The organism is Vibrio sp. VB16, from assembly GCF_015594925.2.
Lineage (GTDB): Bacteria > Pseudomonadota > Gammaproteobacteria > Enterobacterales > Vibrionaceae > Vibrio.
Genome location: NZ_CP087590.1, coordinates 2,661,285 through 2,677,353 on the forward strand (window position 1 = coordinate 2,661,285; position 16,069 = coordinate 2,677,353).

At 42.6% G+C, this 16,069-nt stretch carries 12 protein-coding genes; 1 reads left to right on the top strand and 11 read right to left on the bottom strand.

Going from position 1 to position 16,069, the window contains the following annotated elements; translation table 11 throughout:
* Positions 1-74: 74 nt before the first annotated feature.
* From IUZ65_RS12030 to IUZ65_RS12060, 7 genes are all read right to left on the bottom strand, one after another.
* Positions 75-1,535 carry a sigma-54 dependent transcriptional regulator gene (locus IUZ65_RS12030; RefSeq protein ID WP_195703962.1) on the bottom strand — a complete coding sequence of 487 codons (1,461 nt, stop codon included), beginning with the start codon at positions 1,533-1,535 and terminating at the stop codon, positions 75-77.
* A 229-nt stretch (positions 1,536-1,764) separates the two neighbouring features.
* Positions 1,765-2,175 (bottom strand): flagellar export chaperone FliS, encoded by a 411-nt coding sequence (gene fliS / locus IUZ65_RS12035; protein ID WP_195703963.1) that lies wholly within the window; start codon positions 2,173-2,175, stop codon positions 1,765-1,767.
* Positions 2,176-2,188: 13 nt separating this feature from the next.
* Positions 2,189-2,494 carry a flagellar protein FliT gene (locus tag IUZ65_RS12040; RefSeq protein WP_195703964.1) on the bottom strand — a complete coding sequence of 102 codons (306 nt, stop codon included), beginning with the start codon at positions 2,492-2,494 and terminating at the stop codon, positions 2,189-2,191.
* Between the two features lie 4 nt (positions 2,495-2,498).
* Positions 2,499-4,520, bottom strand: coding sequence for a flagellar filament capping protein FliD (gene fliD, locus IUZ65_RS12045; protein WP_195703965.1), 2,022 nt, complete (start codon positions 4,518-4,520; stop codon positions 2,499-2,501).
* Positions 4,521-4,540: 20 nt separating this feature from the next.
* Entirely contained in the window at positions 4,541-4,999 is a 459-nt protein-coding gene (locus IUZ65_RS12050) for a flagellar protein FlaG (protein ID WP_195703966.1), read from the bottom strand.
* A 77-nt stretch (positions 5,000-5,076) separates the two neighbouring features.
* Positions 5,077-6,213, bottom strand: a complete 1,137-nt coding sequence (locus IUZ65_RS12055; RefSeq protein WP_195703967.1) for a flagellin — start codon at positions 6,211-6,213, stop codon at positions 5,077-5,079.
* A 439-nt stretch (positions 6,214-6,652) separates the two neighbouring features.
* Complete coding sequence (locus IUZ65_RS12060; RefSeq protein ID WP_195703968.1) at positions 6,653-7,783, bottom strand: flagellin; 1,131 nt, start codon at positions 7,781-7,783, stop codon at positions 6,653-6,655.
* Between the two features lie 858 nt (positions 7,784-8,641).
* On the opposite strand from IUZ65_RS12060, the gene IUZ65_RS12065 reads away from it, so the two are divergent.
* Complete coding sequence (locus tag IUZ65_RS12065; protein WP_195703969.1) at positions 8,642-9,907, top strand: RidA family protein; 1,266 nt, start codon at positions 8,642-8,644, stop codon at positions 9,905-9,907.
* Between the two features lie 426 nt (positions 9,908-10,333).
* Here the strand turns inward: IUZ65_RS12065 and IUZ65_RS12070 are convergent, their stop codons facing one another.
* From IUZ65_RS12070 to flgJ, 4 genes are all read right to left on the bottom strand, one after another.
* Complete coding sequence (locus IUZ65_RS12070) at positions 10,334-11,488, bottom strand: flagellin (protein ID WP_195703970.1); 1,155 nt, start codon at positions 11,486-11,488, stop codon at positions 10,334-10,336.
* 387 nt (positions 11,489-11,875) lie between these two features.
* Positions 11,876-13,069, bottom strand: a complete 1,194-nt coding sequence (gene flgL / locus IUZ65_RS12075) for a flagellar hook-associated protein FlgL (protein WP_195703971.1) — start codon at positions 13,067-13,069, stop codon at positions 11,876-11,878.
* Positions 13,070-13,081: 12 nt separating this feature from the next.
* Positions 13,082-14,956: a flagellar hook-associated protein FlgK gene (flgK, locus tag IUZ65_RS12080; RefSeq protein ID WP_195703972.1), complete on the bottom strand. Its 1,875-nt coding sequence runs from the start codon at positions 14,954-14,956 to the stop codon at positions 13,082-13,084.
* A gap of 186 nt (positions 14,957-15,142) precedes the next feature.
* Positions 15,143-16,066: a flagellar assembly peptidoglycan hydrolase FlgJ gene (gene flgJ, locus IUZ65_RS12085; protein WP_195705098.1), complete on the bottom strand. Its 924-nt coding sequence runs from the start codon at positions 16,064-16,066 to the stop codon at positions 15,143-15,145.
* Positions 16,067-16,069 lie beyond the last annotated feature (3 nt).

Consider the following 16,069-nt stretch of genomic DNA (forward strand, 5'->3'; position numbering starts at 1 on the left):
TTGTTATATATCAAATGGTTACATATATTATCGAGCGTCATTTTATTGACAAAAGAAAGTGGGTTTTTGACAGATTATCTTTGGAGATTGTACTTCTTCATTTTTTCAACCAAGGTAGTTCGTCTGATTTCTAACATATCAGCCGCTCTTGCTACCACACCATCTTGCATATTCAATGCTTGGTTGATCAAGTCTACTTCAAGATCAGCAAGGTATTCTTTAAGATTTAGCCCTTCTGTAGGCAAACTGTAGGCATCCGAGCAGTTGTCATCACTAAGTTCTTGTGATGAAAAATTGGGTGAGAAAATGCTGCTCAATACATCACGCTCTTGTTCTTCAATACTCTCTGAATTTGAACTGTATTCTGGTTGAAATTCCGGAATATCACTATAGCGATATTTGGTTGGTAAGTTGGTCACATCAACCAATTTATTCGGATACAAGATAACCATACGTTCAACCAAATTTGCCAACTCACGAACATTTCCCGGCCAAGTATGATCCATAAGTGAGTCAACGGCTCTTGGGGCAAACCTGATCGCTTGACTCCCTTCCGCTTCCATTCTCGACATGAGCTCAGACAGCAACAATGGTATATCTTCGCTTCGTTCTCGCAATGCGGGCATTTCGATTGGAAATACGTTTAAACGGTAATAAAGATCCTCTCTAAATCCACCGTCGTTGATCATCTCATCCAAATTTCGATGGGTCGCTGCAACAATTCTAACGTTTACCTTAATGGTGCTATTACCACCAACACGCTCAAAACATCGCTCTTGTAAAACACGCAGTAACTTTACCTGCATTGACATTGGCATATCACCAATTTCGTCAAGAAATATAGTACCGCCTTCTGCTAGTTCGAATCGTCCCTTTCTAGCGGTGATCGCACCAGTAAATGCGCCTTTTTCATGGCCAAAAAGTTCACTTTCCAAAAGATCGGCGGGGATTGCACCACAGTTAATCGGCACAAATGGTCCTTTTCGTCTTGATGAATGGTAATGAACATTTCTTGCGACAACTTCTTTACCGGTTCCTGACTCGCCAAGAATAAGAACGTTTGCATCTGTGATGGCGACTTGCTCAATCAGATGGCGGACTTCTTTTATTCCTGCGCTTTCACCCACTAAGCTTCTAAATAGCGTGCTTTTACGCCCACTGACAAACTCACTGCTCTGTTTGCCTGAAAATATGGCGCAGTGGTGAAGAGCATCGGTAAGTTGTGTGTAATTGAGGGGAGAAAAAAGTTCACCAATAAAATGTGGGTACTCACACATAGAATCTATTTTTTTCCCTAGAGTAAGGGTTGGGATATGGATTGATTTTTGAATCTTTCCAGCAACGATCATCTCCGCTTTTTTGTCGTTTATAGAACCCAAGATACAGGCAGACCATTCAGTTGACCATTTGACAGAATCGAGTTGATTCGATTTGACAATATGAGCTTGCTCTCCGATGAATTCCAGAATTGTGGCTAGCTGAAGCTGCAACTTTTCATCATCTTCAATTACCAAAAGTTTAGCTAATCTATCCATAGCGTTAATAAAGTGCCTTTATCTATTTTCCAATGTGATGTCTTATCGGCTGAGTAATCTAGACAAAGTTTCTTCTAACGATAGCCAATTGAGTGAGAACAGTAACAAAAAAAGCCCACTAGATGAGTGAACTCTGCTCTAATGGGCGTTATTTTATGGTATCTGTGAAATAAGGCAACAAACTAAATGTCAGTATTGGCTGTATTTTAACCTAATATTCATTAAATCATCACTGTCCTAGTTCCGCAGCCGTCAGGTTATGATATTCATTTGGTATCTGATCCCACGCGGATTTTATCTCTCTAAGGATATCAACCACGTCATCAATAGCTTGAGGATTGCTCTCCACATTGGCTAATGCTATCTGAGTAATCATGAATTCATATAGCTGGTCCAGGTTTTGGGCCACATCACCACCTTCATCCATAGAAAGACAGGTGCGTAGGCTAATAACAATATCAAGTGCCTTACCCAAGCGCTCACCTTTAACGGCGATATTGCCTTGAGCCATCGCGGCTTTGCCCTGCACCAAGCGTTCAATTGCACCTGCCATCAGCATCTGAATCACTTTGTGTGGAGAAGCCGCACTCAATTGACTATCTACAGATACCTTTTTATATGCTTGTAATGAACCGCGCATGGTATTCCTCTTCTTATAAAAACTGTTGGTAACGTTGAACCGATTTGTTACCGTGACGATACTTCTTAAGCTGCTCACCTAACTGGGTGGTTTCCGTTTGAACCAATCCGACAATTTGTTTCGTCCGCGAAATCGCGTCTTGCCAATCTTGTGAATTCTCACCATCTGGAACAGACTTAAACGTTGACATAATCTCTTGCAAAATATGTTCCCTTTCATTTATCAGTGAAAGGATTTCATCGCTATCTATCTCATTTTCTTGGAGTAAAGCGATCAAGCTGAAATCTAAGGCTTTTAAGTTGTCTAATAATTGAGTCAATTTATTATCCCAACGCGTTCATCATGCCCGAAAGTTGCCCTTGCATTTTAGTCGTAGCGTCTTGCATGGCCATAAATTTATTTTTGGTTCTGTCTTCTAAGCTAACCATCCTACGATCGAGTTGTGTTTGTTGATCGCTTAATCTGAAATTTTGTTCTCGTAATGAGTTTTCTCGGGTTCTTATGGTTCCCGTTACCCCCGTCATTGACTGGATAGCATCTTCTACTTTTTTTGCAAACCCTTGGTTACCACCAAAGAATGCCTCTAGCTTAGTAAAATTCTTGTTAAGTTGCCTATCGAGCATCTTATCATTAATCTCTAGTGTACCTTGTCTCGTACTCGTGATCCCGAACTCCGTCAATGTTTTCAGATCTTCCGGGGCATTTTCTACTGCGGTCGAAAATGCCGTTTTCAGGCGTGATTGTGCTGAGCGAACTATACTGTCGCCCGCCAATGGGCCAGCGGCACCAGTTTGTGGGTCAACCGCCGCTAAATCACTTGAGATTTGATGAAACTGATTATAGGCATTAACAAACTGTTCGATATCTTCTCGCACACTTTGCCGGTCATATTCAACACCAATCTCGGTTCTCTTTTCCGTCGGGTCAGTTACCCCTTTCACGGTAATATCGATGCCATCAATGGCATTTTCAATCACATTGTTTTCACTGCTTAATTGGGCAATACCATCAAGCATGACGACGGAGTCTTGCGCCGATTGAACCTCAGTCATGCCAACATAACCTGCCATTGAATCTAGCGCACTTTGTAGCGCCGATTGCGTATCATCAATCTTGACTTGTCGTGCACGTTCTTCTGGTGGCAACAAGTCAAGCTTTGCTTGATAGGCTTGCTCCTCTGTCATCGTTCCCATTATTACAGAGTCATCAATTTTCGTTCTTTGCTCAGCAAGTTTTGCATCTTGTTCCGCTTTCTCGGCCACCGTGTCTGCATCCATTTGACTGATTCTCAAATTCTCTGCAATCAGTGCTTCTTCGGGTGTGAGGTAAGAGTCGGTCAATGTACCCGATGCTGTGTTATTCCAACCTGGAACATCACCCATTTTGCTCAATGCTTTCTCGTCCAGTTCAGGCACGGGGGGTTCATAGGAGTCGAGCAACGTTCCCGAGGCAGTTTCTGACCATCCGGGAATAGAGTCTTCTGGTTTAACAAAAGACGGAACGATATTTCCGTCTGCATCTCGTGTCGTGACTAAGGCTTCTGCTGCGGCCTTACCCCTCGCCTCGTCTGGTGTCATCTCATTAGACGCTGCTTGATCGAGTTGGCCATTTTCGTCTTGCTGTAAAGCCGTGCCAATTTGATTGGCAATTTCTTGCCCGAGAATAGGTGCGGCAAGCGCATTTGCCGCCGCAGTTTTTGCCACTTCAAGCGCGCTGATTCGCTCTTCAAGTGTTTTAAATTCAAATTTTTTGAGTGGATTACCTGATTTTGATTCAACCGACAATTTAATGTCGTTGTCTACACCTGACCGATCTGACGCAACGATTAAACGTTTGCCATTCGCATCATTTATGATTGAGGCTCTGACTCCAGGGTTGTTCCCTGCTCCATTGATGCCACGTACAACATCTATCATGCTTGAACGGTCTTTTACATCAACCGTAAAATTGTCATTACCTAGAGCAATTTGCAGCTTACCCGGACCAAATTCCGTATCCTCAGAAATAGCTTCTGAGGCGACTTTATGGCTCTGAGCAAGCTGCAGCACATCGATAGCATATCGGCCAGCAATTGCTTCTGTTGTCGCTGAGGCAGACACAACATCATCATCGGTAGACTCTACGGTTCGTACCGCAAAAGCTTTTTCCTGACGAAAGTTTGCCATCAGACTTTTCATCGTATCCAGTGACTCTCTGAGCCGGCCGTATGCACTAATATCGGTACCAATTTGCGCACGATCATTATCGATCCGAGCTTGCTTAGGCACGCGCTCGGAATCAACAATTTTGCTGACCATGGAATTGATATCCATACCAGATGACATACCCAAAGGGCCTAAACTCATTCAACTCACCTATAAGACAGTTAAACTGATTCTTCTATAATAAATCCAGAAGAAGAAGCAGCAGCTAAGCGCCTAAGTATAATTAACATCTCTTCGTCAGGGATCTGTCGTATTATGTCGCCAGTACTGGCTTCATAAATCGTCACAACATTTCTTCCTAACTCCTCATCGACTCGAAACGAAAGCCCTTTATTGATAGAGTTAACAAATTCATCCATCTTCTCTACCATCATTTCAAGTTGTACTTTGTTGATATCAATTCTTTTTTGAACCAATTCTTCAACTGCTTTCGTTTTTTCTGCCATGTCAGTTTCGCTCACTGCTTTACCGACATCCTTTTGAGTAGACACTGATTTATTAGTCGCGCTATCACTATCCAAAGCAAGATTTATGCCACCATTATTACCGCTGGCGTTACCAAACTTCCCGTTTGGTTCGCCATACGATTGGATGTTCGATGTGTATGTGGATATATCCATACCGATCTCCCTTCCACCTAGTTGGTAAGCGATTAATCACTATTGACGGTAAGCACAGGCTCGAAGCCTACACTTACTTATCCCAACAAACTTAGCGCGGCTGATGGTGCTTGCTTCGCCTGAGCTAGCACCGATGTACTCGCATTCTGAAGAATTTGAGATTTCGTCATCTGGGTCGTCTCTTTAGCAAAATCGGTATCCATAATCCGACTTCTGGAAGCATTAACATTTTCGTTAATGTTATCCAAATTGCTGATCGCATGATTAAAACGATTCTGGAATGCACCAAGACCCGCACGATGACTGTCTACATTTTTCAATGCACCATCTAATATAGCAACGGCTTGCTGAGACCCAGCAACGGTTGTTACATCGATATCATCGACGCTCTGTTCAGTACCCGCCCCTATGTTAAGTTCACCGGCTAATGCGCCACTAAAGCTCACATCACCATTCTGGACACTTTGATTGGAAGCAAACACTTGAAGCTTTCCTTCTTCACCAACCGAGGCTTTAACGTCGTTATTTTGACCATTAATGTACGTGGCTAGTTCTTCCAAATCATTTCCGGCTTTTGCATTAACGGTTATCTCTTTCGCTTCGCCTGACTCATCATTATAGGAGATAATAAGGTCGTTGGAACCCGCTTGCACAGCCCAATTTTCATCTTTACCTTCGGTCGCAGTATAGCTCTTCCCAGCCATAGCCGAATCATCCGAGCGCATATTACCCATAGATAAAATGACAGCTTCACCGGAATCAGCACCAATTTGGAATGATTTGGTTCCGTAAGAGCCATTCAGCAGTTTGTTACCACCAAATGACGTTGTTTCCGCAATACGATTAAGTTCGTCGTTAAGCGCAGAGATCTCTTCTTGAATCGCAACACGTTCAGAACGAGAATTCGAACCATTAGACGATTGTAAGGAAAGGTCACGCATACGTTGCATAATATTGGTCGTTTCTTTCATCGCACCTTCAGCGGTTTGAGCAATAGAAATACCATCATTTGCATTACGGACAGCCATGTCTAAGCCACGGCTTTGAGCGGTAAGTCGGTTGGAAATCTGTAGACCAGCGGCATCATCTTTCGCGCCATTAATCTTATAGCCTGAAGACAGGCGTTCCATCGATTTATTGAGTCCGTCAGCAGCACCCGACAGGTGTCGTTGAGCGGTCATTGCAGACACGTTAGTGTTCACATTCATAGCCATAATTGATCTCCTTAGGCATAATAGGGTGATGGGCCGTCGCGTCTCTCACCTCGCTTAGGCACATCTAGTTTTATTTCTCTCGTCCCTTGTAACGGCGGAACAAGAAATACCTTTAGGAAATTATTTAAATTTCTTCTGAAATAAACAATGGTGTGAATTTGATCACAATATGTATAAAAAGTAACCACCCTTATAAGTAATGCCGATCATTTAAGAAAATGTATTCATCGTCATTTCCGTGCAAACGGGAATCTTGGTGATATTAGATCCCCATTTTCATGGGGATGACGTCGGTTTTCGTGAAAATAGGCCAATTTTCATTGGGATGATACCCCTACCTCGATTCAACGCTCAGGTCACTTTCTTGTGCTCCTAAAACAACAAAACCCAGCCATATAGGCCGGGTTCAAAGAGATGACAACGGATGTTGCTGTCAGAATTAACCGAGTAGGCTAAGTGCTGTCTGTGGTGCTTGCTTCGCTTGAGCAAGTATAGACGTTGACGCCTGTTGCAGAATTTGAGACTTAGTCATCGCGGTGGTTTCTTTCGCGAAGTCCGTGTCCTTGATTCGGCTGTTAGACGCGTTAACATTCTCGTTAATATTGTCTAGGTTATTGATTGCGTGGTCGAAACGGTTTTGGAATGCACCAAGCTCACTTCGATGGCTGTCCACATACTTCATCGCAGCATCAACAACGGCGACCGCTTCTTGCGCTCCACCGACAGAAGTTACGTCAAGAGTATCAACTGTTACCGCTGTTGCTGGCCCCATACCAAGCTCACCCGCTAAGGTTCCACTGAATGACACTGCGCCTTCAACATTGTTGTTACCAGCAAAAACTTGTAGACGACCTTCTTCATCAACAGAAGCGCTCACGGCATCTTGCTGACCATTGATGTACGTGGCTAGTTCTTCAATATCATCGCCAGCTTTCGCATTAACAGTAAATTCTTGTACATCGCCAGATTTGTTCGTCAAGCCGATAACCATCGTTGCATCTTTAGATACAGCCCAGTCTTTACCTTGACCATTCTCTGCTTTGTAAGCGGTACCGCCCATCATCGCATTGTCTGAACGCATGTCTTTTAGGCTAAGCATGACCGCTTCACCATTATCCGAACCGATTTGGAAAGATTTCGTTCCGTGCGTGCCGTTAAGCAGTTTGTTACCACCAAATGATGTGGTTTCCGCTATTCGGTTTAATTCGTCGTTCAGTGCCGTTACTTCTTCTTGAATCGCAACACGCTCTTGTTTTGAGTTAGAGCCGTTGGCAGATTGAAGTGACAAGTCACGAACACGTTGAAGGATGTTCGATGTTTCTTTCATCGCACCTTCAGCGGTTTGGGCAATCGAAATACCGTCGTTTGCATTTCGTACTGCTACGTCTAAGCCACGGCTTTGTGCATTCAAACGATTCGAGATTTGTAGACCCGCGGCATCGTCTTTTGCGTTGTTAATTTTAAAGCCAGAAGATAGGCGTTCCATTGAGCTGTTTAGGTCGCTCGCGGCGCCAGACAAGTGACGTTGTGCTGTCATTGCGGCTACGTTTGTATTTACATTTACTGCCATGGTGATTCTCCAATTGATTTTCCGTTAAAGCGGTTTCCGACGTCTCAGAAAACCAAGTAGTTCTCTCAAAGTTACTTTCATTAACGGCTCATATGTAGAATCCTTTAGAAAAAAATTCATTTTTTTTTACTAATTATTTCTATCCACCTATAAATGTGACCTTACTCATAAAAATCAAATAAAGCCTACCGATAGAGCTAAAGATTTTATTTAAATTGCCGAGACGAAGGGGTTTTAAAAAAAATATTGGGATAAGATAGCGCCACAAATCAGCAGTCCTAATGCATTAAGTTTGTGTCTTTGTCTCTTCAATAGATAGGTAGATAACGAACACTGAGTAGCATTCTTGACGGCTCAACAGAAGGTAGACTCAGCAACCTTTGAATATATTTAATTTGAGGAAGGAGTAAATAGACTTAATATAATGAATACAATTAGCAACACCGAACGGATTTTTTGGGCCTATATTGAAAATCACTTTAAATTCAATACCATCAAGAATCAACCTGACACTACTTCAGTTTAGCGATATTTTTGACTTATTCCGAGATCAGAACCACTTATTGAAAAGAATAAACAAAAGTAATGGCCTTCTTGTATAAACATCTGATTTATATACGACATTTCTACCAAAGTGCCGATATTTGCTTTTAATCAACTCACTTTGATTTATTTTTTTTAATTGTTTTATTTGAAATGTTAATTTGATATTTATGGCCTCCTAATTTAGACCGCAAAGACTTGCAACACATCAATTCTTATTTAAAAGATTTTGATTATTCAATTTACTATTCATTTAACACACAGTCGAACTGACATTCACGTGAACATTTTATATCAAATAGGAGAAATATAGATATGAGTGGAAATATCATAAAAGTTTCAAGAAACACAGACAATGCACCGAAGCGTAGTGCCTCTACACAAACCGTCGCTTTCTCTCATTACAACAATATTTCAGCGCAATTACCTGTCGACCCTGAAACAGGAGAACTTGTCACGGGGAGTGTAAAAGATCAGGCAAGGCAATGTTTAGCGAATATTAAAGCCATTGTAGAAAGCATCGATCACGTGATGGGCGACGTTGTTAAAATCAATGTATTCCTTAAAAACATCTCAGATACTGACGCTGTAAACGATGTCTACGCCACTTTCTTCCAAGACGATTTCCCTACCCGTACCACGGTCGCGGTTGCGGCTTTGCCTATGAGTGATGCTTTAGTGCAAATGGACGCCCTAATTTCGAACGGCGAAGGCACAGCACCACAAGATCCTTGCGACCTTATTAAACTATCAAACAACACTGAGAATGCACCAATAAGCTCTGTATCGACGCAAACCGTCGCTTTTTCTCATTACAACAATATTTCAGCGCAGCTACCTGTGGACCCTAAAACGGGCGAAATTGTTGGAGGTGGTATAAAAGCTCAGACTAAGCAGTGTCTACAAAATATCAAGGAAGTCTTAACCAGTATCGATGTTCCTTTTGACGACATTGTCAAAATCAATCTCTTTCTTAAAGACCTTTCGGATATGGATGCGGTAAACGACGTCTATTCCACATTTTTCCCCGACTCGTCAATCGCTCGGAGCGTAGCCTATGTGCCTGCGCGAACAACGGTTGCCGCGTCCGCTTTACCGATGGGTGCGTTGATACAAATTGATGCCGTTGTGTCTCACGGAGATGGGACTCCTCCTCAAGCGGTTGAAGACAGGCATGGTCTAATTATCAGAGCACACAATACGGAAAATGCACCAAAAAGCACTCTACATACGCAAACGGTCGCTTTTTCTCATTACAATCATATTTCAGGCCAGTTGCCTTTAGATGTAAAAAACAGTGAGATAGTTTCGGGTGATGTGAATGACCAGGCAAGACAATGCCTAGAAAATATCAAGGCCATTGTGGAAAGTGTCGATCACGTGATGGATGACATTGTGAAAATTAATATTCAGCTTAAAGATGTCACCGATATTGATACCGTCGACGAGGTGTACACCACATTCTTCAATGGTGACCTTCCAGCAAGAACAACCGTTGGTGTTTCCGCTATCCCAATGGATGCTTTGATTCAGGTTGATGCCGTGGTTTCTAACTGTGAAGGAACACCGCCGCAGGTATAATCAGCATTTAATTGCCACTGAATCGTTCTCCATGGCAATAAGTTGAATTAAATTTTAGATTATTGTAGAAACAACAAAGCCTCGACATTTGTCGAGGCTTTGTTGTTTAAAATGTGAGAAAACCTAACACCGCGCTTTTCTCAAACAAATTCGTAAATCGAGCTTGAATTTCAGGTAGAGAAAAGCCCCATTTCCTTTGAGAGAACTGGGGCCGGTCAGGTCGCAAGCCAGATTGCCTATGTGGAGATCGAGAGAAATAACACATAACTGGCTTAACGATAACATTTTAACTTTCTGTCCTTTGGCAGTGAGAGTGAGAGAGCCGCCAGACTTCTTTTTAAAATGCCATTGCCAATATAACTTTACTCAACGTCGGTTCACGTCTGCGCCAACTAATGCAGAGTAATGCTAAATCTGTAATATCGACTACTGAAGCAGCGACAATGCAGAGTTTGGCAATTGTTTTGCTTGAGCAAGTATGGAAGTACCTGCCTGTTGCAAAATTTGGTTTTTCGTAAGTTCCGTCGTTTCTTTAGCAAAATCAGTATCTTTGATCCGGCTCTTCGACGATTCCACGTTTTCTTGAATATTGGACAAGTTATTAATGCTGTGACTAAGCCTGTTTTGTTGTGCACCTAGATCAGCACGCTGGCTGTCAACATAGGTGAGGGCGGCATCAATGACACCAACTGCATTTTGTGAACCCTTAACGCTTGTCACATCAATATCTTGTGCAGTGGTAACGCGCGCTTCTGAGCCAGCGATACCAATCTCTGAAGCTAGTGAGCCTGAAATATCAAGACCACCCGCAATTTTCGGATTCGCCACAAAGAGCTGCAAGTTACCTCCCTCTCCAACGGATGCCGACAATTTGTCTGTCTGACCATTTATGTAGGTCGCAAGCTCTTCGATATCATCACCCGCTTTCGCTTGGATATCTATTACCAACTCTTCATTATTGGCGTCAGCCGCGAAGGTAAACTTGATATCAAGTTTATCAGCCGGTACACCCCAATCGCTGCCGATGATCTTCCCTTCAGGAAGTTCAGCATTGAATGTCTCGCCACCCATGCGGAAATCATCAGCACGAATGCTGGTCAATCCCATGATCATAGCTTCACCCGAGTTAGCGCCTATCTGGAATGCCGCTTCACCGAAGGAACCATTCAGAAGTCGACGGCCACCAAACGAGGTGGTTTCTGCAATACGGTTAAGTTCATCTTGCAGAGCGGTCACTTCTTCGTTTATCGCAACGCGTTCAGACAAAGAGTTAGAACCGTTAGCCGATTGAAGTGACAAATCACGCATACGGGTTAGAATTGCCGATGACTCATTCATCGCACCTTCTGCCGTTTGTGCAATGGAAATACCATCGTTGGCATTACGCATAGCAACATCAAGACCGCGAGATTGCGAATTCAATCGATTCGAAATTTGTAGGCCCGCTGCATCATCTTTAGCACTATTTATTTTGTGACCAGATGACAAACGTTCCATTGACGTGTTTAGGTTTTCAGTCGCCTTATTTAAATAGCGCTGAGTCGTCATCGCCGCGACGTTAGTACTTACTGTTACAGCCATTTTATGCTCTCCTATTGAGTTCGCAAGATTTCTGCGAAGCGGTCAGCTTTAGTCTCATTTGGATAAGCACTGACCGTATATTAACTTGCTGAACTAAGTGCCACAGTTCTCACTTAATCCATTACCAATTGTTTTGTATACTTGTATATATTCAAGTAGTGTGCCACTTTTCTTGATTTATCTGAAAAATTAAATTTATTATTTATTTTCATACAGTTACATCAGGCACTACTTGAAATTTACCTCTATTTATTCATGGTGGCACTTTATAAAACGGCAATAATTTGCTGTCTTTTCATACCATGACAATTATTGCCTCTTTAGCTTATTGCCAAATAACTGCTCATTATTCCGCACATATGGCTCTAGCACATATGGCAAAGGAAATTAGATATAGTTAAATAACGTCAGGTCTTTCGTTTTACCAAAGGCTTTTTGTGATGCTTCCAGTGCAAGCGAGTTTTCGTTAAATTCGATCACCGCTTGTGAATAATCGAGATCTTCAAACGCACTTTTTGACTTTGCGAGTGTTAGCTTAAAATCTTCGTGCAAATCCGTTTGAATATCGAGCGTATTCAGACGCGCACCAACATCCGTCCTAGCTTTGCCAAGATGAATAAATGCGGCGTCAAATTCTTTGGTCAATCTATGCAATTCAGCCGTTGCCGACGCATCGGATACGGAGGCATCCGACAGTTCGATAACTTGTTTGAAGCTATCAAAAAGGTTCACGGTTTCTTTGGGTTCTAATGTAAAAGAATCACCCGCCGTTATCTGCCCACGAATCAGGATCGATAAACCTTCATATTTGATCCCTTTTCTCGGGTCAAACTCTTCTGTTTGTACCGCGCTACCATCTTTGTCTAGTTGGTAACCGTATTTCCCCGTACCCATATCAACAAAGGTAATCGTATATTGGGCATCATCCGTACTGTCTAGATTGGTCGCGCGCTCGAGCAACAATTCTGATGCAGGTTGTAACTGGTAACTCGGTTTGTAATCACCAAATGGATTATCCACCTCCATATACAACTTACTACCAGGGTCATTCAATGCCATTTCCAATTGATTCGAAATTCTCATCTTGCGCTGATAATCATCACCGGAATAAGTGACATTGTTTTCATTGTCTCGAAAGAAAGGCTGATTTTTAGGTTTCGTACCTGCAAAAATATAGTTACCTGACTCATCTTGGCTATTCGCTAGGTTAAGCAGATTGCTAAATGTTTCTTGTATCTCTCGGGTTTTCGCTAATCGATCTTCCTTTGAATGCGAACCATTGATCATCTCCATAACCGTTCTTTTTGCCTGATCCGCGTACTCTTCAGAGTTCGCTACCAATACTTCATGGTGTTCAAGGCGGTTGCGGGTAAGTACGATCGCATCCATATATTGGCGAAGCTGTTCTGATTGCTGCCCAAGATTTTGAATATAGTGCGTGGCAAGTGGGTCATCACTTGCGTTGAGTAGTTTCTTACCTGAGGCTAATTGCGCTTGGTTGTGGACAATCTTTGCCTCTTGCCTACGGAGATCGTTTTGAACCGCTTGGTAATTATGAAAACTTGATATTCTTCCTACCATCTAATTACCCTCCTACCGCAATGCCAAAATGGTGTTAAACGTATCGTTTGCTGCTTGCATGATACGAGATGAAGCCATATACGATTGCTGAAATTTCATCATATTGGCCGCTTCTTCATCTAAATTTACACCGGAGATTTCGGCAACACGTTCTTGGGCCGATTCGTTTTCTAGACGTGCCACATCTGACAGTCTAGAGGCGGTAGACATCTTCAATCCCATATTGGTATTGAGGTCATGATAGAGCTGTAAAATCGTAGAGTTATTGTCGTTCAAGTTTTTTGCTGTCTGAAGATCCTGCATTTTGCGTAGATTGCCGTTATCACCTTCTGAAGCAGTAAGGTTTGCCGCAAATCTATCATTTGCAATAGCACCTTTTGTTAGTTCAAAGGTTGTCCCCTGAACGGTAACAGGCCCAGAAGATGGGTAATCTTGTGGTTTTAGCAATACCTTTCCATCCATATCCAATACGGCAAACTGATCACCTTTTGGAGATATCACCACTTGAAATTCTTTTAGTTCGCCAGCAACTAACACGTGGAAGTCGGCATCACCTTGTTCAAAAGTCACCGAACTCTCGTAACTTTGAGCGGCAATGGTTGCCGGATCATTCATGACGACTTTCATCTGCTCCGCGCCAAATCTTACCGGACGCAAAATTATTTTTTCACCTGCACGAGGAGAGTTATTCATTTCAACTCTCATACCATCGATATACAGCGCAGAATCTTTAGGCTCTACCTGAACAACCTCTCCGGTTGGCTTAATCACGGTGTAGTCACTACCGTCATATCTAAGATGGTAATCACCTGGATTTATCTTCGAAATATCATCAATATAAACAGCCAAATCGGCTTTTGAGTCTTTCTCTAACGTAACTCGAGATTTTGCGACACGTTCGGAGTTCACATCGGTAAACACAAGAGAACCGATATCGCCTTTTAAATCTAGGCCTTGAGCTTGTAGCTCATTAACGGCATAAGAAATAGAGGTAGCAACACGGCCTAATTCATCCTGCACATAAGGAATAAACTCATCTCTCACTCTAAAAAGAGACTCTAGTTTGCCGTCTATGCCTTTGTGATTTATTGCTTTTATTCCCTTGCCTTCGATTAACGCGAGTTCGCGCTGCTGTGGATCGGGTGAACCATCAATCATGGTCAACCGACTCGATTCCACCCCAGAAACGAGATTATGTCCGCTACCAATATGTATATTGAAACCTTCGTTATTGTTGCGCGGCGTAACCGTTACTTTTGTGTATTCAGATAGCTCTTTTACTAACTTTTCATGCTTATCCATCAGGTCATTGTGCGGGCCAGGAGTGCGCATCATTAACCTATGTAGATCTTTGATATCACTGCCTATTTGATTTATTCTTTCAACAGATAGGTCAAGTTTTTTATTAATATTTGAAGACTGCTGGCGCACCGTTTCGTAAAACGTATTAAGGTTTTGGCTGACCAGCCCTGCCTTATCTAACACCACTTTACGTGCACCCATGTCATTAGGGGAATCGGCTAGCGTTTTGACTGAATCGAACCACTCATTAATATTTTCTGGTATTTTTTTCGAAGCAAGCGAAGAGAGCATACTCGTCAACATGCCCAAGTTTTCTTCATCGTCTTCACGTAACGCTTTGCTTGTTGTCGAAACATTAAGTTCGTTGACGGCAAATTGATCCCAAGAGCGGCGAACATTTTCCACATGTACACCCATACCATAAGTTTCACCACCATATTGGCGAGGCGAATTTGTCCCCTGGATTACCGATTGTCGACTATAGCCTTCGGTATTCGCATTCGATATGTTATGACCAGTGGTGTTGAGTTGTCTCTGAGCGGTTAATACGCTCTGAGTACCAACATTCAACAAGTCCGACGCCATAATGCCCCCAAGTGAAACTACTTAAAATGGATGTTTTTGATTAACTTAATGAGTATGTAGCAAGGTGTGTGCCAAGTTCTTAATTTGCGGTCGTTGCATCAATTTAAGGAGGAAATAAACATCGGAATCTGTAAAATCAGAGGAAGAGCAATACAATAAAAAAAGAAGCGTTGCCGCTTCTTTTCGTTACATCTTGTCGATTCGTTCTTTAACCTGCAGAACTTTGTCCGCATACGCCGGATCCGTTGCATAACCCGCTTGATGCAAGCCTCTGATAAACGACTCAGAGTTATTATTCTGTGAAAGCGTTGTTTCGTATCGTGGATTCTGGTTAAGAAAACGTACGAAATCGTTAAAACTCTCTTCGTAGGTATCGTAAGATCGGAACGCCGCTTTCTCTTTCACTGGTACATTGTCATGAAACTCTAAGGTTTGAGTTGCAATTTTATTGCCTTTCCAGCTTCTATCCGCTTTGATATTAAAAAGATTGTTACTACTACCAAGGGAGTTTTGAATCACTTTATTACCCCAACCGGTTTCCAACGCGGCTTGAGCGATAAGGATAGAAGGATCGACGCCAAGCGCTTTGGCTGCTCTATCAGCGTAAGGTTGCAGAGACTGCACAAAATGCTCTGGGCTATCAAAACGACCATTGGATTGAACCTTTTTAGCCGCCATAACGGAAAGTGCTTCATCTGCCACTTCACCTGCTTTTGATTGGTCTACCGGCAAGCGTAACGACGTATCAAGAGCGGCATTACGCATAACCAATTCACTATCATCGGTTTTTGCACCAGAACTTAATTGAGCGACAATCATATCCGCAAGCCCCAAAGAACCTGTGGAACTGAGCTCACTGGCCATCTGTTCATCTTGCATTTGACGATAGAAATCTTGGTTTTGGCTTTTCATCAAATCAGATTCAAAAGCAGAGTTAGCGTCACGCATTGACTTGAAAAGCATAGCGGTAAAAATGGATTCAAACTGTTTTGCCGCCGCTTTTAGCGCCTCTTTCTTATCACCATCATCGCTGCTCACTGCGTCTTGACGAAGCTTGTCTAAGCTTGCAATATCGTGAATAAAACCGATGTCATTTGCATTATTTATCATCAT